At 34.4% G+C, this 19,452-nt stretch carries 16 protein-coding genes and 1 pseudogene; 6 read left to right on the top strand and 11 right to left on the bottom strand.

Features of this window, described 5'->3' with window-relative positions:
• Window positions 1-18: 18 nt before the first annotated feature.
• On the bottom strand, window positions 19-2,403 hold the full coding sequence (locus BK137_RS12990; RefSeq protein ID WP_038188712.1) for a 3-hydroxyacyl-CoA dehydrogenase/enoyl-CoA hydratase family protein: 2,385 nt from the start codon (window positions 2,401-2,403) through the stop codon (window positions 19-21).
• 257 nt (window positions 2,404-2,660) lie between these two features.
• On the opposite strand from BK137_RS12990, the gene BK137_RS12985 reads away from it, so the two are divergent.
• Both BK137_RS12985 and BK137_RS12980 read left to right on the top strand, forming a co-directional pair.
• Entirely contained in the window at window positions 2,661-2,987 is a 327-nt protein-coding gene (locus tag BK137_RS12985; protein ID WP_038188714.1) for a thioredoxin family protein, read from the top strand.
• A 658-nt stretch (window positions 2,988-3,645) separates the two neighbouring features.
• On the top strand, window positions 3,646-4,167 hold the full coding sequence (locus BK137_RS12980) for a C39 family peptidase (RefSeq protein ID WP_038188717.1): 522 nt from the start codon (window positions 3,646-3,648) through the stop codon (window positions 4,165-4,167).
• On the opposite strand, the gene BK137_RS12975 is transcribed toward BK137_RS12980, so the two are convergent.
• A complete protein-coding gene (locus tag BK137_RS12975) occupies window positions 4,150-5,037 on the bottom strand; it encodes a 5'-3' exonuclease (protein ID WP_038188719.1) in 888 nt (295 codons plus the stop codon). The genes BK137_RS12980 and BK137_RS12975 overlap by 18 nt on opposite strands.
• A gap of 130 nt (window positions 5,038-5,167) precedes the next feature.
• Between BK137_RS12975 and BK137_RS12970 the strand changes: the two genes are divergently transcribed.
• Window positions 5,168-6,388, top strand: a complete 1,221-nt coding sequence (locus BK137_RS12970) for an NAD(P)/FAD-dependent oxidoreductase (RefSeq protein ID WP_038188723.1) — start codon at window positions 5,168-5,170, stop codon at window positions 6,386-6,388.
• A gap of 66 nt (window positions 6,389-6,454) precedes the next feature.
• On the opposite strand, the gene hutH is transcribed toward BK137_RS12970, so the two are convergent.
• Together hutH and BK137_RS12960 are read right to left on the bottom strand one after the other, a co-directional pair.
• On the bottom strand, window positions 6,455-7,942 hold the full coding sequence (gene hutH / locus BK137_RS12965; RefSeq protein ID WP_038188737.1) for a histidine ammonia-lyase: 1,488 nt from the start codon (window positions 7,940-7,942) through the stop codon (window positions 6,455-6,457).
• Window positions 7,943-8,278: 336 nt separating this feature from the next.
• A complete protein-coding gene (locus BK137_RS12960; RefSeq protein ID WP_038188740.1) occupies window positions 8,279-8,719 on the bottom strand; it encodes an Lrp/AsnC family transcriptional regulator in 441 nt (146 codons plus the stop codon).
• A gap of 140 nt (window positions 8,720-8,859) precedes the next feature.
• Between BK137_RS12960 and BK137_RS12955 the strand changes: the two genes are divergently transcribed.
• Complete coding sequence (locus BK137_RS12955; RefSeq protein WP_038188743.1) at window positions 8,860-9,444, top strand: DJ-1/PfpI family protein; 585 nt, start codon at window positions 8,860-8,862, stop codon at window positions 9,442-9,444.
• 85 nt (window positions 9,445-9,529) lie between these two features.
• Here the strand turns inward: BK137_RS12955 and BK137_RS12950 are convergent, their stop codons facing one another.
• The 5 genes from BK137_RS12950 to BK137_RS12935 form a co-directional block, all read right to left on the bottom strand.
• Entirely contained in the window at window positions 9,530-9,979 is a 450-nt protein-coding gene (locus BK137_RS12950; protein WP_038188745.1) for an OsmC family protein, read from the bottom strand.
• Between the two features lie 15 nt (window positions 9,980-9,994).
• Window positions 9,995-10,456, bottom strand: coding sequence for a hypothetical protein (locus BK137_RS12945; RefSeq protein ID WP_038188748.1), 462 nt, complete (start codon window positions 10,454-10,456; stop codon window positions 9,995-9,997).
• A 531-nt stretch (window positions 10,457-10,987) separates the two neighbouring features.
• A complete protein-coding gene (locus tag BK137_RS12940) occupies window positions 10,988-11,896 on the bottom strand; it encodes an EamA family transporter (protein ID WP_038188754.1) in 909 nt (302 codons plus the stop codon).
• 72 nt (window positions 11,897-11,968) lie between these two features.
• Complete coding sequence (locus tag BK137_RS22820; RefSeq protein WP_268746470.1) at window positions 11,969-12,100, bottom strand: hypothetical protein; 132 nt, start codon at window positions 12,098-12,100, stop codon at window positions 11,969-11,971.
• Window positions 12,101-12,746: 646 nt separating this feature from the next.
• A complete protein-coding gene (locus BK137_RS12935; RefSeq protein ID WP_038188755.1) occupies window positions 12,747-12,962 on the bottom strand; it encodes a hypothetical protein in 216 nt (71 codons plus the stop codon).
• A 426-nt stretch (window positions 12,963-13,388) separates the two neighbouring features.
• On the opposite strand from BK137_RS12935, the pseudogene BK137_RS12930 reads away from it, so the two are divergent.
• Together BK137_RS12930 and BK137_RS12925 are read left to right on the top strand one after the other, a co-directional pair.
• A pseudogene (locus BK137_RS12930) lies at window positions 13,389-14,040 on the top strand (DsbA family oxidoreductase).
• 125 nt (window positions 14,041-14,165) lie between these two features.
• A complete protein-coding gene (locus BK137_RS12925; RefSeq protein WP_038188760.1) occupies window positions 14,166-14,768 on the top strand; it encodes a nitroreductase family protein in 603 nt (200 codons plus the stop codon).
• Window positions 14,769-15,255: 487 nt separating this feature from the next.
• Here the strand turns inward: BK137_RS12925 and BK137_RS12920 are convergent, their stop codons facing one another.
• Together BK137_RS12920 and BK137_RS12915 are read right to left on the bottom strand one after the other, a co-directional pair.
• A complete protein-coding gene (locus BK137_RS12920) occupies window positions 15,256-15,975 on the bottom strand; it encodes a YrpD family protein (RefSeq protein ID WP_051448803.1) in 720 nt (239 codons plus the stop codon).
• Between the two features lie 936 nt (window positions 15,976-16,911).
• Window positions 16,912-19,365 (bottom strand): SIR2 family protein, encoded by a 2,454-nt coding sequence (locus tag BK137_RS12915; RefSeq protein ID WP_038188770.1) that lies wholly within the window; start codon window positions 19,363-19,365, stop codon window positions 16,912-16,914.
• Between the last annotated feature and the right edge of the window lie 87 nt (window positions 19,366-19,452).

The raw sequence follows: 19,452 nt of genomic DNA, 5'->3' as shown, positions 1-19,452 counted from the left end.
TTAATCACTTCTCTAAAACTAGTTGCGAAGTGGTTTACCTTTCACTAACATATGTTGCATTCTAGCTTGTGATTTTGGCTCTGCTACAAGGCTTAAGAACGCTTCACGCTCTAAATCTAGTAAGTACTGTTCATCCACTAATGTGCCGTATGGAACTTTGCCACCCGCCAAAACATAGGCAAGCTTTTTCGCTATTTTCAAATCATGCTCACTAATGAAGCCTGATTGATACATTCCTTGTGCTCCTAACAATAATGTTGCATAACCAGTTTCACCTACAACCGGCACCTTAGTTCTAATTGGCGCTGTATAACCACCTTCATATAATGCCAATGCTGCTTGTTTGGCGTCATATAGTTGGTGATCAGAGTTAACACTAATACCATCTGCAAAGTTTAAGAAATTATTTTCTCTCGCTTCCTCAGCAGATGTTGAAACTTTGGCCATTGCGATAGATTCAAATACTTTGTTTGCGATATTTTGATAATCGACTTGTACTCCATTTGGTAATCCTTTTAAATGCTTTAAGTACAATTCTTTATTACCACCACCGCCAGGAATTAGACCTACGCCTACTTCCACTAGGCCCATATACGTTTCCATTGTTGCTTGAATATGAGCTGCTGGTAAACAAACTTCAGAACCGCCACCAAGCGTCATCGCAAATGGTGCTGCTACTACTGGTTTTGAACTGTACTTAATTTTCGTCATCGCATTTTGGAAACCACGTATCGTGAAGTCTAACTCAAAAATGTTGTCATCTTGGGCTTCCATAAGAATCATTCCTAAGTTGGCACCAACGCAGAAGTTCTTCCCTTGGTTACCAATAACAAGCCCTTTGTAATTTGCTTCTACCTCATCAATGGCAAAATTAATCATTTGTATAACATCTAAACCGATAGCATTTGCTTGTGAATGGAATTCCAGTAATGCAATGCCATCCCCCATATCGATTAAGCTTGCTCCTGAGTTTGATTTAATAACACCATGTTTTTTCTTATAGCGCTTTAAATCAATTGCTTTTTCATTAACTGGTACTAACTTGTAATCTTCACCATCGAAGTATGCTAATCCATCCTCTAGTTCTTTATAAAAAGTTTCATAGCCTTTAGCTAGTAATCCTTCTACGAAACTAGGAATTTCTTTACCTTCAGCAGTCATCTTCTCAACTGATTTCTTAACACCTATTGCATCCCAAATTTCAAATGGTCCTTGTGCCCAGCCGAAGCCCCATTTCATGGCGTTATCGATTGCGACAATATCATCGGCAATTTCACCATGTAATTGTGCTGAGTAAAGTAAAGTTGGTGCTAGCACATTCCACAATAATTCTCCTGTACGGTCATCAGCATATGTTAACAACTTCACTTTCGCTGCTAATCCTTTTTGTTGCTTTGCCATTTCAGTTGAAGGAGTGCGGAGTTTTTTTACTGGTTCATATTCAAATGTATCTGTATTTAACTCTAATATCTCTTTTCCCTTTTTAATGAAGAACCCTTGACCTGACTTGGCTCCAAACCAGCCATTATCAACCATCTTCTGAATATAAGCTGGTACTTCGAATACTCGTTGCTCCTCACCCGTTGTTTGATCATAAACGTTTTTTGCGACGTGAACGAAAGTATCTAAGCCGACAACATCTAATGTGCGAAGAGTTGCTGATTTTGGACGGCCAATTAAAGGTCCTGTAACAGAATCTACTTCACCAACCGAATAACCACGTTCTTGCATTTCACGTAAAGTAACAAGCAAGCCATATGTACCAATCCGATTAGCGATGAAGTTTGGTGTGTCTTTTGCTAGAACGACACCTTTTCCTAGTTTGTCTTCTCCAAATTCCTTCATAAATGCCACTACATCAGGACAAGTATTCTTTGCCGGAATTACTTCAAGCAGTTTCAAATAGCGTGGTGGATTGAAGAAATGAGTGCCTAGGAAATGCTTTTGGAAGTCTTCTGAAAGACCTTCAGCCATTGCATCAATACTAATGCCAGATGTATTTGAACTAATAATTGTGCCAGGTTGACGAACTATATCAATTTTTTCATATAAACTCTTTTTAATAGCTAAGTTTTCAACGACAACTTCTATAATCCAGTCCACTTCTTTTAGTTTTTCAAGATCATCCTCGAAGTTCCCAACTGATAATAACGCTAAGTTTTTCTTTGCAGTTAATGGTGCTGGTTTTTGTTTCAAAAGCTTTTGTAATGCCGTATCTGCGAATCGATTACGTACGACCGAACTATCTAAAGTAAGCCCCTTTGCTTCTTCCTCTTTAGTCAATTCCATTGGTACGATATCAAGCAAAATTGTTGGAATACCAATGTTTGCTAAATGGGCTGCGATCCCCGAACCCATTACCCCCGAACCTAATACAGCTGCTTTTTTTATTTGATAAGCCATGAGCAAATCCTCCCTTTTCCCCTTTTTGAATGAATGCTCATTCATTTTAAGAATAAAAAAAATAAAACTTCCTTATCTGCTTCTTAGTTTAGACTATTTTCTGTTTTTTCGCAATAATCAAATTCACATATTTTACAAATATATGGATTAAATTTTGTTTTAATCCCTTAAAAATACTATCATCACCTTTTTTAAAACAAGTTGCTTTCAGCGTCACCAAAAAACGTGTACACTATTTTTATAGGAGGGATTTACTTATGAAACCAATTACAACTATTGAACAATTTACTGAAACTACTTCGACAGCAAAACCTGTTATCGTAAAATTCCACGCTGGCTGGTGCCCTGATTGCACACGCATGGACATGTTCATCGACCCTATTATCGAAGAATACAATCAATATGATTGGTATGAATTGAACCGCGATGAGCTTCCAGAACTTGCTGAAAAGTATGATGTTATGGGTATTCCTAGCTTACTGATCTTCAAAGAAGGCGAAAAGTTAGCGCACCTTCACAGTGCAAATGCTAAATCACCAGCTCAAGTAACTGAATTCTTAGAAGCACAAAAGGCAAATGCGTAACATTTTTTAACAGATAGACTGTAGACAACTCGAAGAATTTCGAGTTTGTCTACAGTCTTTTTGTTTTAAAAAATAAATAGATAGGACTGTTGATTTCCGCTACGGTGGACGCTTTCCGCGGGCGGGCGCCATGTCGCTTCGTCGCCCCGCTTTTCCCCCAGGAGTCGCCACCTCCGCTCCAATCAACTACACATGTAATATACATAAATCTTTTGAGTTGATGGGAAATAAAAAAATCTCGAAAGAAATCAAATTGAAATGATTGCTTTGTATCAACTAGTACCCAAGAACATCTTATGGAGAAAATTGAGGTTGCGGTGGCCAACCTTAAGAGGTCTTAAAAAGTGTCCATGCAGAAGATGCTTACTTTTGCTGTTGTGAATTTAAAGAAACTCGCCAATTGTACTTGGCAAGTTCAAAAATGGAAAGCAAGTTAGTGTCTATCCGTTTTTTCTTATACATTTTGTAATATACTATGTATTCTATTCATGAAAAGTTCTAACAATTACATACCCATATCCATGATTGTTATATTAATGATTAAACTAACGCTTCATATATTGTAACTAGAGATAGGTTTGTATTTTTCTTATGGGTATCTACAAGCGGAATCCTATCTCGTATAGATTCATACATTCTTTTTATGGAGGCGAATTATATGCGCATTCAATTACCTGTAAATGGGCAATCCCAACATGCCGATAATGTGCTTAAAAAATTCCGAAATTCTGCATGTGGACCAACAACCGCTGCTATCATGTTAGATTATCTGTTACCTCATGAAAAAACAAAAAGCATCAATCAGCTTTATAAACAGCTAGGAACAACACCAATTGGCCTTTTTAAATACCGCTTCATTCATAATATGCGGAAAATAGTTGGGCCAGATTGGTCTATTCAAAGCTGTAGCTTTCATGATGCTTTGTTTGAATTGCGCGCGGGAAGACCGGTTGCAATGAAGTTTGATAAATATTTTTCTTTTCATTTTTACTTAAAGCCCAAATACGCCTATCACTGGGTACCGCTCATTGGTTATGAAGAGGTTGAGAACGATGTCATTCTCATTATCCATGATAATGGTGGACAAAATCGTGATAGTCAAATAAGCGAAGTCTCTTATAAAGCCAATCAAAAAGTACTTAACTTTGTAAAAATGACGCCTTTAACCGTTCGGGAATAATGATTTTGCATGGCGTGAAATCAGTGAATAACCGTCCATCGTTAATTGATCAAGCTTCTCTTGCGTTAGTAACGGCAATGATAAATCATCAATTGTTGCATGAATAGGTACTTCTGTATGAATTTTTGCTAGTTGATGTGACAACCTTAACATTTCTTCATACTCTGTGATTTTCGAACGTTGTGCTGGTTTAAGCTCATCAATCGCAGCTAAAACACCATCCACTGTTCCATATTTTTGGATGAGGCTCAAAGCAGTTTTAGGACCAATACCTTTAACCCCAGGATAACCGTCACTTGAATCGCCCATAAATGCTTTAACATCAGCAAATAATGCAGGTGCAATTGCATATTCTTCCTCAAAACGTTGAACATCATAGACATTGTATTCTGTATAACCTTTTTTCGTTAAGGCAATAGTAGTTGAAGGATTTAATAACTGTAATAAATCCTTATCGCCACTGACAACTGTTATCTTCGCATCATTCTTCCATTTTTCAACGATTGAACCAATTGTATCGTCTGCTTCCATTCCTACTTCACCAAAATTTTTCCAGCCAATCATTTCGGATACTTCCTTCGCCATATCAAACTGTGGCTTCAATTCATCTGGTGGACTCGGACGATTTGCTTTATAGCCATCAAATAGCTCATTTCGGAAAGTGTGTACTCCCATATCCCAACATACTGCCAAATGAGTCGGTTTCATCATCGATTGTGCAGTCAAAACATGACGTGCAAAACCTTGTACTCCATTTGTCGGTGTACCGTCTTCTTTTCTAAAAAATTGGTTCATCGGGGCTGTTGCAAAAAACGAACGGAATAACAGTGCCATTCCATCTACTACTAAAATATGTGGTTGCTCATTCATTATATATATCCTCTCAATCTATTCAATTTAATATCTATCAAGCATTCATTATAACAAATATCTAGATAGAATGATTATGTTGTGCGTTCTATGGGTAAATATGAATAGCTTTGTAAGGGGGTATTAAAAAGTGCATATACATGAAGGTTCTTTATATTGGCCAACAACAGTTACTAAACGTTTTAAAGTGCTACCGGTAGAAAAGTCAGATTGCTATGATGCTATTATTGTTGGTGGTGGGATGTCAGGTACATTAACTGCATATACACTCGCTAAAGAAGGTTTAAAAGTAGCGATAATTGATAAAAGACCGTTTGGTACAGGTAGTACTGCTGCAAATACAGGTTTGCTACAATTTTCAAATGATATTATGTTGCATGAGCTTGCACAACAAATTGGTGAAGCAAATGCCATTCGTTTTTATAAACTTTGCTATCAAGCAATCGAACAACTTGAAGAAATCGCCATTACTTTACAGGATCGTGCGGACTTTATACGTAGACCGAGTATTTACTATGCAAGTTCGCAGGAAGATGTATCAAGACTACAAAAGGAATATGAAGCGTTATCTTCTAATGGCTTTCCTTGTGAATTTTGGACAGCTAAAGAAATAATAAATCATATGCCCTTTCAAAAACCAGGTGCGATAGTTACTCAAAATGATGCAGAGATAAATCCTTATAAATTTGTTCTAGGGTTATTGGAAAAACTGCAAGAAGAAGGAGTACATTTACTGGAAGGAATTGAAGTTCTAGATACTCCCCAAGATGAAGAGACAGGGATCATTACTGTTCATACATCGAAAGAGGAACTATGTGCGAAAAAGGTTATTTATACGACTGGTTATGAACCATTACCATTCGGGAAGCGACAAGGTGCTGAGATAAATCGTTCTTATGCTATCGTGACAAAACCAATGAAATCATTAAACAATTGGTATAAGCGCGCACTCATCTGGGAAACAAAACGCCCTTATCTTTACCTTCGTACTACTGTTGATAATCGAATTATCGCAGGTGGATTAGATGAGGATTCTCCTGAAGCACCTTCAACAGATAACATTGTCCATCAGCACGCAGATAAGTTAGTGGACGAGCTACAAAAGCTATTCCCCCACGAACTAATAGAGGCTGAATATATGTATGGTGCTACTTTCGGTGAATCAATCGATAATTTACCATTTATCGGTGAGCATTCTAATCAGCCCAACCATTTCTATTTACTAGGATATGGAGGGAACGGTACAGTTTATAGCATGCTTGGATCCAATATTTTAATAGATTTAATACAGGGTCATGAAAACGAAGATGCCCATTTAGTCACTTTAGATCGCCCTAATGGTGTCATCTAATTCATATAAAAACGCGTCTATTATTAGCAACTAATAGCTACTAAATAGACGCGTTTTTATGTTTGTTTAATGATTGATTGGTGATAACCAATCAGAGAGCTTTTCTACATCTTCGCTAAAAATTCGATCCTCATTAATTGTAGGAACAACTGCGCGCACTTCTTGCCATTTAGTATAAAGCGCTTTAGACATTTTCTCTACGCCTCTATATTCAACTGCTTGTGCTGCACAAATAGCTTCTATTGCTAACACTCTTCTAGCATTTTCAATTATTTGATAAGCATGTCTTGAACCTATTGTTCCCATACTGACATGATCTTCTTGATTGGCTGAAGATGGAATAGAATCTACGGATGCTGGATGCGCCAATGTTTTATTTTCAGATACAAGACTTGCTGCTGCATATTGTAAAATCATTGCTCCAGATTGCAAACCTGGTTGTGGGCTTAAAAATGCCGGTAACCCTTCGCTTAACTGAGGATTTACGAGACGTTCAATTCGACGTTCAGAAACGTTTGCTAATTCGGCCATACCTATTTTCAAGAAATCCATTGCAAACGCGATGGGTTGACCGTGAAAATTCCCACCTGAAATAATTGTATCACCATCATCGAAAATAAGCGGATTATCCGTAGCAGCATTTATTTCAATTTCAAGCTTCTCTTTCACATAGTTGAGTACTTGCCAGCTAGCCCCGTGAATTTGCGGAATGCAACGTAGAGAATAAGCATCTTGCACTCGCTTCTCCCCTTGTTTAGTCGCTAATTGACTACCAGCTAACCAATTACGCATACGTTCTGCAACGTCCATTTGTTCCTGATAGCCACGCGCCTCATGAACCGCTGGATGGAAGGCATCGACAATTCCAAATAAAGACTCCATCGTCATTGCTGCAATCCATTCGCTGTCATAAGCCAATTTACTTGCTGCTAAATAATTGACAACGCCTTGAGCTGTCATTGCTTGGGTACCATTTATTAATGCTAATCCCTCTTTTGCCTCTAATGTAATCGGTTCCAAATTATGAGTTTGCCAAACATCAGCCGCTGGTACTTGCTCATTCTTTTGCCAAACATAACCTTCACCAATTAGTACTAAAGCTAAATGTGATAATGGCGCCAAATCACCCGATGCACCAAGCGACCCTTGCTGTGGAATGACGGGATGAATTCGGTTATTTACCATATACGCAAGACGTTCTAGAACTTCTATTCGAATACCTGAAAAACCTTTTAACAATGCATTCAAACGAAGAACGACCATTGCTCGAGAAACGACTTCAGCAAAAGGCGCACCTATACCACAAGCATGTGAACGGATTAAATGGAGTTGAAGATGTCGTGTATCTTCTTCTGCAATTTTCACATCACTAAACTTACCGAAACCTGTATTGATACCATAGACAGTTTGATCTTCACGTACAATTTTCTCAACAGCTAATCGGCTTTTCTTAACAAGTTCTATCGCATCATTATCTAATTCAACTTTGACGTTCTCATTTAGAATGACATTTAAATCCGCCAATGATAAGTTCTTTCCGTCTAATATAATCATTCAACAGTCACTTCCTCTTTATCATCGTGAAAATTCCAGTAAACTTTTCGCCTTTTATGAACAACCAAGAAGACGAACTGAATAAGAAATTTCCCTAATATACTACATTCATTCTACATAAAATCAGACTGAAATTAAGTACTTTTTGTAAAAAAGTAAAAATTTCTCATGTGCTATCAATGTAGTATTTTAGCAGGATAAAGTTGCTGAATAACAATAAACTTTTATCTAGTTTCTTTATTTTTTATACAGGATTATGATAGAGACTAAATAGTACCTTTTTTACCGAACGCTTAAAACTTCAAGAAAAATTTACTTACGATGACACTCCTTTAATTATTTCTCTTCCACTATAAATGGTTCTATTACCTTCTTTTCATGCGATGATAATACAATATTTGTTGAAGGTGTACCATATTGCATGGAGTCATCAATAAATTGCTCTAAACTCTCTACAGAATGCGTTGCTATTTTGACAATATAACTAATCTCGCCCGCCACTCTGTAACACTCAAGTACATCAGGATGATTATGACAAAAATTCGCTAATGCTTTACAGTCCTTTGACTCGAACAAAATAATTGCACGCATTGGACGATTTATTTTTTTCAATGCAACACTCGCATGATAACCCTCAATTATTTGCTGTTCTTCCAACTTTCGAACTCTCTCTATAACTGCCGGAGCCGATAAATGAACGATTTCTGCTAATTCTTTCATAGAAATTTTGGCATTTAACTGTAATTCCCTTACTATCTTTTTATCTATTTGATCCATTTTTCCACTCACCTTTTTTTATTAAATAGAATAACTCAAAATCCTTATAATATAAATCCATTTAAAGATATATCCTTTTTCAACTCATGTAATCCACTTATTTGGTCAATTAAAATAAAGGTATTGGAGGGATTTAAGAAATGAAAAAAATATTATTGTTATTAGCAGATGGCTTTGAAGCAGTAGAGGCTAGCGTATTTACAGATGTGCTTGGTTGGAACAAATGGGAAGGCGACGGCTCGACTGAGGTTGTGACAGTCGGTCTTCGAGATAAATTAACTTGCACATGGAATTTCAATGTCGTCCCTGAAAAAACGATTCATGACATTCAATTAGACGAATTTGACGCATTAGCTATTCCAGGAGGATTTGAAGAGGCAGGCTTTTATAACGATGCATTTAGTGAATCATTTTCTAACATAATCCGTCATTTTGATGCAAGACAAAAGCCTATCGCTAGTATTTGTGTAGCATCGTTAGCACTTGGTAAAAGTGGCATTTTAACAAATAGAAAAGCTACAACTTACGATCACCCAACAAGTATAAGAAAAGAACAGTTAAAGAATTTTGGCGTAAATGTACAAAATGAGAGAATTGTTCAAGATGGCCATATCATAACATCATCAAACCCAGGTACTGCTTTTGATGTCGCGTTCCTATTGCTTGAAATGCTAACGACAAAAGAAAATACTCATCATGTGAAAGACCTCATGGGATTTGCCTAAACAAAAGTAAATTAAGCTGATATGTTCTCAATTCATAAAAAAACTGCTAAGTAATCGATTTTTAACGAATACTTAGCAGCTCATCTTACTCTTCTATTTTTAAATGCACTTGCAATTCAAGTGCAACATTCCCTTGTATTGCCTTACTGATCATACATGTTTTTTCTGCTTTTTCTGCAAGCTTTTGCGTTAAACTAGCATCTCGTACCGTTGTGCCGCTTGATAAGGTGATTTCTGGTTTGTGAATAATCTTCTTATACGTAAAGACGCCATTCGTTACATCAACGATTCCTTCAGATTGCATCGATAGGCTCTCTACATTAATACTTGATCGTTCAAGCATTGCAGCTAATGTAATAATATAACAAGTCGCAGCAGCGCCTAACAGCATCTCATCAGGATTAGTGCCAATTCCTGGCCCGTCCATTTCATGGGGAATAGATACTTTTGTTTGTAATTGACCTGATGCGATTGTGCCGACATCATTACGACCACCTGGCCAATTTGCAGTCAAATGAAAACTATGTTCTGCCACTGTCAAACCTCATTTCTAATTCGCAAATGCATAATATTTTTCAGTATATGGATCAAATGCATAACGCGAAACTTCTTTATCCTTTTCAAGCGTAATAATATATACTTCTAGTCCAGAATAGTCGACAATCGTCCCGCTAAATTTGCGGTCTTTCACAACTTTCCCGCCCTCAGTTCGCGAAATAATTTGCGTTGCATCATCTACATTAAAACTCGGTACATGCTTTTGGAAATAGAACGGAGCTATGATTAAAAGTGCATAGGCAATAATGATAAGTGCATTCTTTTTTCTAATGTTACTTTTCTCAACCAATATAAAGTAAGCTACAAATAATAATGCATTACCGCCAATAATGTAAAAAGGCATATCCCCAAGACCATTTATGAAAAGATATTGTTTCCCTATAAAATAATAATACAGCATCTCTAATGCTGAAATTACAAGTATTCCTTGTAAAAGTCGTTTTCTCTTATACATTTATGTTTCACCTCAAAAAATTTATAAATCCTATTTTCAATAGAACAGCATTCGAAGCCCACGACAAATTATGCCATAATAGATTGCAGATTGATAGAAGGAAAACCGGTCACTCTATTGAAGAAACATCGGACAGGCATTTTCGTTTTCACAACGATCCTATTACTATTTACACTCTATGTACTCTTTTCGCCTAAACAAATTGCTTATCTAATGAAAAAGATGTTTGATGGTGGCGTTGCAGTTTAGCCTAAAAAATATAATGCCATCGAGAAAATAACAAAGAGCTGGAATACTATCGATTATGATTCTTAGTATAAAGACGGTTACCTTGATATCATTGTTCCCAAAGACACGTCAGAACATGTACTCGTAATTTTAAATTCATGGCGATGCATCGGTGCATTCGTTATTAATTTTGGTAAGCGAAAATAGAAAGGATTTATAACTATGGTTTTAGGACAAAAAATTATTCTTATTATTGTTCAAAACAAAAAAACGCCAATCGATTTTTCGATTGACGTTTTACAATTATAATTCGTCAGCAAGACCAAGGATGACAATACCTAGCATAATAATTGCAATGACGAAGTATTGTTTCTTTGTTAGTTTTTCTTTTAAGAAAATACGCGATAGTATAATTGAGAAAATACAGTATGATGAAATAATTGGCGCGGAAATAAACGCATATGCTGAAATTGCGTACACATAGAAGAACTGACCAATAGTTTCTAAAACTGCTGCGTATGTACGATCACGCTCTTTAAATACATTGAATTTAACTTTTTTATAGAAGCGAAGATAGATAAAGCATACAACTGCTACTATAAAGAATGTATATTCATATGCTAGTAGAGCAGCATCTTCAGTCATAATTGTTAACTCATCTAAGTAGATACCGTCAGCGAAAGTTCCAACCCCATCTATTAATGCGTATAAAATCGGGAATAACATTGCGAAAAATCCAAATTGATATTTACGTTCAATTTTAACTTTTTGAGAACGTAATAATGCATCGTCCTGTTGTTTTTCAATAACAGCAATCCAAATAACGCCGGCTGTAATAGCAATGATACCTGCAAAATGTATCCAAGTAACTTCTTGTGGAAAGAACATATATAGTAAAATCGTTGTAACCGCACCTGAAGCATTTTGCACTGGTGCTGCAATGGATAACTCTAAATAACGTAACCCAACATAACCAAAAACCATTGAAACAATATACAATGTTGAAACAGGCAAATACGTTAACATATCTTGTGGATGGAATTCTAAACCTTTCACGAACATATAGATCGTTGCGTGAATCCCCATAACAAGACCAACCATAATCGTTATTTTAATATGACTATTTTTGTCATTTGTATCTGAGCCCTTTTTATAAAATAAGTTCGCTGCTCCCCATGAGAGCCATGTTAATATTGCAAATAAAAACCACATAATCTAAATAAACTCCTTTTTAATGGTAACCTAGTAATTTTGAAAGAATAATAAGGTAAATAACCATTAAAATTATGGAGAGTAATGCATTTTGAAAGCCTCGGTTACTTCTTGCTTCGTAGTAGCAATTTCACCATTCTGAAGTCCATTAACAAATAGATTGCCTAAACTGAACAGACTGTTGGCTAAATAAGCTTTTTTCATGTAGAAATACCTCCGTTCTGTCTAATTGTATGTATTTTCTCACCCATTGACAATAAGTATTTTTATAATAGCGCTTCCAATTACCCAAGGACTTTAAGCCCTCTTAAAAGTTAATTTAGGAAGGCTCATACTGTAGACAAACTCGAAGAATTTAGAGTTTGTCTACAGCCTTTTTCTTTTTACAATACATATGTATGAATAAGGCCGTTGATTTCCGCTGCGTGCGGACGCTTTCCGCGGGCGGGGCCGAGCCGCTTCCTTCGCTATGCTTAGTCTAGGGTCTCGACTATCCCGCTTTTCCCGCTGGAGTCGCCGCACTCCGCTCCAATCAACTGAATGTGTAACTATGACAGCCTACTATAAACAGTATTTTTGAGATAAGGAAAATAATTAAGCTCGTCACTTAGACATGGCGAGCAGCTTAATAGTGGGAAGGTTATTGAAAAGTACGGTTAATTAAATGAATTATCCTATTGTTTAAACCTAAAAAAAGAATGTAAAAAAGACAAAAGGCAATGAGAATTGACTTCTCGATGCCTTTTGTACACTCTGAGCCTTCTTAAAAGTATTAATTTAAGTGGGATGTTTATTTAGCAGATATATTTTAAAGATAAAAAACATGCTGTCCTGGATTTAAGCTATTCGATTAAATAATTCTCTGTACTTCTTCAAAGTTCGGTATTCCTTTTACTAAATTATACTCTGCCCATTTCTTTACTTCACTTTCTACTGCTCTATTCTGCCATTCAAAACAACCACATTCCCTGCAATGACTTTCCATATACGTGTTATTATTACGTCTTTTTTGATACACTGTTTCTTCCTTGCAGTTGTAGCAATATAGTTTTTTCTCTAATTCCATCGGTAGCCACCTAACCTTCCTTGTTCGTTGGTTTTAATTGTGGCTACAGCTTTCTCTATTTGTGCTCTATTTAATCTCGCTAATGGATACTTTTTTATTTTCTCCATATCGAATCATTCTTTTTTATAACCTACAATAAGAGTTATATCACTAACAACTATATAGACACAAAAATAAATAATTGACATTTGTTAAAGCTGTAACTATAATAGTTACAACAGAGAGGTTAAATTTTTAATAGTAGTCGATTTTCAATTGCTGTTCATATTTTATTTATCTTAAATAGAAACATCACTACAAAATAAAATACATTATACTCTGTAAAAGTGTAAGAATATTTATGATTTCTATATTTTTTTAAAGATGTTGTAACTTAGTTTGTTACAACATTGTACTATTACTACTAAAAAAGGAAGGTAATATACGATGACTGTAAAAATTAAAGCTTATTCGGATTTTATATGCCCATTTTGTTTTTTAGGTAAAGGTCCTTTAGATGAGATTGTAAAGGAAAAAGACGTAGAAGTAGAATGGATGCCATTTGAATTACGTCCAAGTCCACATTCTAAAATCGATCCATGGAAAGAACCTGATAAATTAAGTTCATGGGATTCCTTTATCCTACCTACTGCAAAAAAACTAGGAGTTGACATGCGTTTACCACGTGTTTCTCCACACCCATATACCAACTTGGCATTTGAAGGATGTCATTTCGCAAAAGAACATGGAAAAGGAAATGAATTTCACCATAGAGTATTTACTGCGTTTTTCCAAGAGGAGCAAAACATAGAGAACGTAGAAGTATTAACAAATTTAGCAGGTGAAGTTGGTTTGTCTATGGATGATTTTAAGGACGCTTTAGTATCACGCAAATATCGCGAGGTTCATCAAAAAGCTCTAACTCACGCTTATGAAGAAGCGCAAATTATGGCTGTGCCAACGTTTATTATTGGTGATGAAGTGATTCAAGGATTAGCCAGCAAAGAAAGATTAGCTCAAGTCATTGATAAGGAATTAAAAAAAAAAGCAAACAAGTGACTTTGATGGCATGCAATGCGATATAAATGGGAATTGCTAATACTAGATTTAAACTACAGTTGAGTTTTGTAAGTATTTCCTTACTTTAAATAACTGCTTGCTCTGTCAGAAAAATCTATGTGTTTATATATTATTTTAAAATTAAACTTATTTGGAGGAATTAAAATGTCAGTAACTACAACAAACTTAAAAGAAGCAATTATTAACCGTCGTTCTATTCGTAAGGTGAAAAAAAATGAAAACATTACAAAAGAAAGAATCAGTGAACTATTAAAAACAGCTTTATATGCTCCGACATCATTTAATATGCAAAGTGGACGTATCGTTGTAGTAATGGAAAATGAACATGACAAGTTTTGGGATATCGTAAAAGAAACACTTCGCTCTCGTGTACCAGCAGAGAATTTTGAGGCAACTGCAGAAAGATTACAAGGGTTCCGCGATGGAGTAGGAACAGTACTATTCTTCGAAAACCAAAAAACAATACAAACAATGCAAGAAAATGCACCATCTTATAAAGAACAATTCCCATTTTGGTCTCATCAAGGCAGTGCAATGTTGCAATACGCAACATGGATGTCATTAACTGCTGAAGGAATCGGTGCATCATTGCAGCACTATAACCCAATTATTGATGATGAAGTAAAACAAACTTGGGATATCCCAGCAGAATGGAGCCTAGTAGCACAAATGCCATTTGGTGAGCCAAACGAACAACCAGGAGAAAGAACATTCTTACCTTTTGAAGATGTTGTGAAATTTTATTAATTGGCGGGCTCTTCTGACGCCATATCTCAGGAATATTTAAAGCGTTCAACAACTTCGACATCTGATAACTCAAAAATAGAGAGTAGTAATTAATTGGACATGCAAACGGATAACAATACATTGCGACCACTATAGAAACAAAATTTCGTCGAAAACACTACCTGGAATTAGTACATCTATTATACAGAAAAACAGATAGCTCATCCTCGAATTTAGCGAGAATGGGCTATCTTCTATATACTATATGGACTTTGTCAGTGGCATTGCTATGACCAACTTGATCTTTCCCTCGTAGTGAAATTAACGGCCTCGGAGAAAAAGCCATGGCAGAAACGATTAATCGTTTCCGCCATGGCTAAAATTCATTTTATGGACTTTTTCAGTGCCTTCGCATAAAGCTAGGCGCTCTTTTTATTTACTTCGCTTTTTTATGCGATTTCTTTTTCTGCAGTGGAATACCAGCCTCATTAGCATGATTAATAATTTTCTAGTTTAAATTTATGTTTACAGTTTCTTGACTTTGATTTACATATTGAACTGATACATAAGGTGCTTGATAGCTATTGAAAGAATTCGTATGTACTCCAGACCAAACTGCATTTGAAGTAGAACTTGTTCCTATTGTAGCGTCTGACCAATACACATTTTTCATATAAGATTTAGAAGCAAAATTATCTCCACCAATTTGTGCAATTGACGTTACACGTTTTAATGAATTGCCTGTTCCACTTTTTTTCCATCCTTTTGCAGTAGCATTTAACACAACTGTACGCTTAACCCCATCTGTAGCAATTCCACTTACACTAAGCTCCACAGTATTATCAGATGTTACATAAAACTTCATAAAAACAGTTTGTCCACTTTTAAAACGAGTTGTTGACGTACCACTTGAAGGGCGAGTACCATTCACAGAAATAAACGGGGCCCAATTATCTAGTGTTGGACTATGTTGTAATCCCGCATCTACTTCTACCGAACCATTATGTCCACCTAAATAAATATAACCTGTGTCAGTAGTATTACCATAACGTACGTCATTCCCACCAGGTATGTAAACATTTGTAGACATCCACGAATAACCTGAATTTGATAATGCCTTTCTGTATGGTCCCGTACCAGTTGATGCAGCATCAGCTTGCGTTGGGATTAATAACACAAGTAAAGAAAAAATAGAAAAGATAGATAAAATACTAATTAATTTTTTCAATTTTATACCCCCTAATTTTTATTACATCTTACATTTTATATCATAATAACGAATTTGTAAATATTTAGTATAAATGTAATATTATATTATATTGTTTGAAATCCTATACAATCTGAAATGGGCTATAATTTTAAGTTATTTCGTTTGGCTCATTTATTTAAATTTTAACTTAGTAAGTAAGTTTGTCTAAGACTAAGTCACATACATCTCTTATTATCCAATTGCTAAAAAATCTTTTACTCTTCGAATATTTATAGGTTGACAAATAAACCCCATTCTGCAGAATAGCTGCGCAAACAGGAAATAGGCTCAGAATTGTTACCTACTGTCTAAAACTCAAAAAAAGAGTAATAGACAATAAGTAACTACGATCATTCAGCGTCGTAGTGCTTGACGAGGTTTCTAGTCGTCTTGTTTCGTAGAAGGCTTTCACCTTAAAAAGTTATCCTTTATCCAATTGTTGAAATACAGGAATTGTCCGCGGTCTATTAACCGTTAACTGCATTTGTTTAAATACAACTTCCATTCCAAAGCTTATAGGCGTCCAACTTTTATTACCCTTAATGACTCTCGATTGTATTTCTTCAATAGCATAACGCCGTGCTTCCTATTTTTAGACAATAAAAAACCCCCTAATTCAAATTGGAATCAGAAGGTTTATAAACAGATTTCATATAAATAATGTAATTTCCTTTAGTAACAAAAAAGGGCAATTCAATAAGAGTATAACTCCTATCAAATCACCCTAACTTTGTTTAAACGTTGATTTAACAGCATTTCTACTGCTAAATTTAAATATGGAGACGGCGGGAGTCGAACCAACCGTCTCAAAGTACTGATATATCAATAGTTGTGGGGGCAATTGATTTTTTTGACTACGTTTTTGACTACGTTTGATTAAACTAATATTAGATAAGTCTCTACTTCAGCTGAAATTTAAGCTTGCACAGCAGCTTTGAACACAGTTTTCTTACAATTCCCAATTAGATGTAAAGTCCTTTGCTTATCTCTACTTTTAGTTTGATTAACAACTTTCTCTAAATAATTTAATAGTGAGATTACATAAGTAATGTCACTATCTTTCCATTTTCGAGAAAATTTATTAACAAATACCTCCAATAGTTGAAATTGCTTAAATACATAATCTGATCTTTCTTTTTTCATTTTTATTGCTCCTAGCCATAATGCTTGCACTTCTTTAAGACTTTCAATTGAATTTTCAAGATTATCTTCATTAATACATCTACTTAATTTATACCTTCCATACTGAGTATCAATTTGATAGGTATTAAAACCATTAGCTTTTGTTGCTAGATTATAAGAATTACTAAAATACTCTTCTGCCCTCAAATAAGATTTTGAATCTATACATGCCATAGCGTATTGTAGCCAAAAGAATATATTACCTTTAAACTCTTTGTAATCTTTCAAGCCCTCAAATAAACTCAGAATTTGTTTATTTATTTGCAATGTACTTACCCTTTTATTTTGAAAAATTAATTCCCTTATATTTGATAAAGATATTAATTTTTCACGTATATTTTTGCACTTATACTCATTAATCAAGTATGCATTAACTGCTATTTTTTCAATAATTTTCATTAATTCACTATTAAAATCATTTGAATGTAGTATATATTTAGCTAAGATTGAAGATTTGATTAAAATTTTATTATCATGAAAATTCACTATTTCTTGAAGGTTTTTATCTCTTATTAAAGCTGTAAAATTCAAATCAGACTCTAAAATCGTAACTAATTCATCGAATTTTAATCCTAGTTGACAAGTATTATTTATAATAATTGCTAATAACAATTCTTTTTGAGCATCATTTTTCAAAATTGGATTTATGATACCATTGACTCTTTCTTTAATCTCTTGGGAATTTATAAGATCAATTAAAATATTTACCAAATTAGATCTACAATCTACTTTAATAAATCTGATTATTTCTTCGTCATTTTTGCCAAAAACATTTCTAAAATTTCTATCTTTTAAGTATTTAGCAAAATTAATTATTTCTTCCTCTACTAATACATTGATATCATATTCCTTGATATTAAGAGAGCTTGACAATCTTTCTTCTATTCTATGATAAACACTTAAATTAATAGAAGTCCTACAATTTAGTAATAATTTAACGTTACTACCTGTAAGATTAATAGCTTTAAAAATAAAGTCTAGATTGTTTTGGTAATCATCAACAAGTATGATAACTTCCTTCTGCATATTAGCTATTTTTTCTAACTCTAATTCCCAATCATAATCATAACCTATAAATTCAAATACTTGCTTTTTATCAACTAATTCATAAGCTATCTGCTTAGATAGTATTGATTTACCATTCCCTAAATAAGAATGAATGATACCGATTTTCATATCTTTAGATTCAAAGTCCATTATAATATTTTGAATCCATTTTCGATTTACTAAATATTTCCCCTCGTTTTTATGAAGATAAAGTAATCTTTCATCTAAATTACCATTTATCAACAAATCCCAAATATTTTCTTCATTCAATTCTTCAAACTCAGTATTGAACTTTGTAGAAAGTTTAATAAAGCTTAAAAATTTTTCATTTTCAGTTGACTTTATAAAGTCTTTCTTTTCTTCTTCAACCTTTTGTACTAGCCCTTCCATTCCAATTTGAATTATATCTCCAATTAAATTCTTTTTATTTTTTTCGACCTGGGTGAATACTTTATCTTCCCTTTCAATAAAAAATACTTTTTGTTTAATATTAGGGAATTTGTAAAGTAATCTTTGAATATCTAAATCATACCTAAATGAGGCTCCTATTATTATTATTACTTTTGCTGTCTTTATATCATGATCGAAAGCTTGTTTAGAAGGACTTTTCTGAAAATCAGTTAATAAATAACTACGAGTAGTTAATTTAAATTGGTTATCAATTTTATCTGTATTTACAGTTCTAGCATATCCATTAAGGTGAACTATAGATTTATCTTTTAATATCTCTTTCATAGGAGAATTCAAATGATATGTTCTTATATTAAAATTATGTGCATACTCAACTATGTCATCATAATTAGTAGTGTAAATTCTTTTCCAAGGTAATAACGAGATTTCCTTTTGAACTTCAGTTATTTTTTTTGTATAAAACAAATTTTGAATAACTCTAACTAATTCTTGCTTACGATGAATTAACTCATCCTCATCATCACCTACCTGTTGTAGATAAATATCAGAAATAATATCTAATGAATCTTTTTCATCAAGACCCATATCTTCAGCTAATTTATCACTGAATTTTTGAGCATCTGACATCTCAGTATCTATAATATTAGTAGCCTCTCTAGAAAATCCTGCTCCTAAAAATAGAACAGCTTCACCATTTAAAATATGATAAATCATTTCCTTAAAATCCATAAAAAAACACCCTCTCAAAAATATTGAATTTATTTTACGTTATCACACTTAATAATTTAATCAACCTTATATAAAAAGGTTTCAAAA

Source organism: Viridibacillus arenosi (assembly GCF_001955655.1).
Taxonomy (GTDB): domain Bacteria; phylum Bacillota; class Bacilli; order Bacillales_A; family Planococcaceae; genus Viridibacillus; species Viridibacillus arenosi.
The sequence above is the reverse complement of the archived record's forward strand: the minus strand, read 5'-3'. Positions and strand labels throughout refer to the sequence as shown.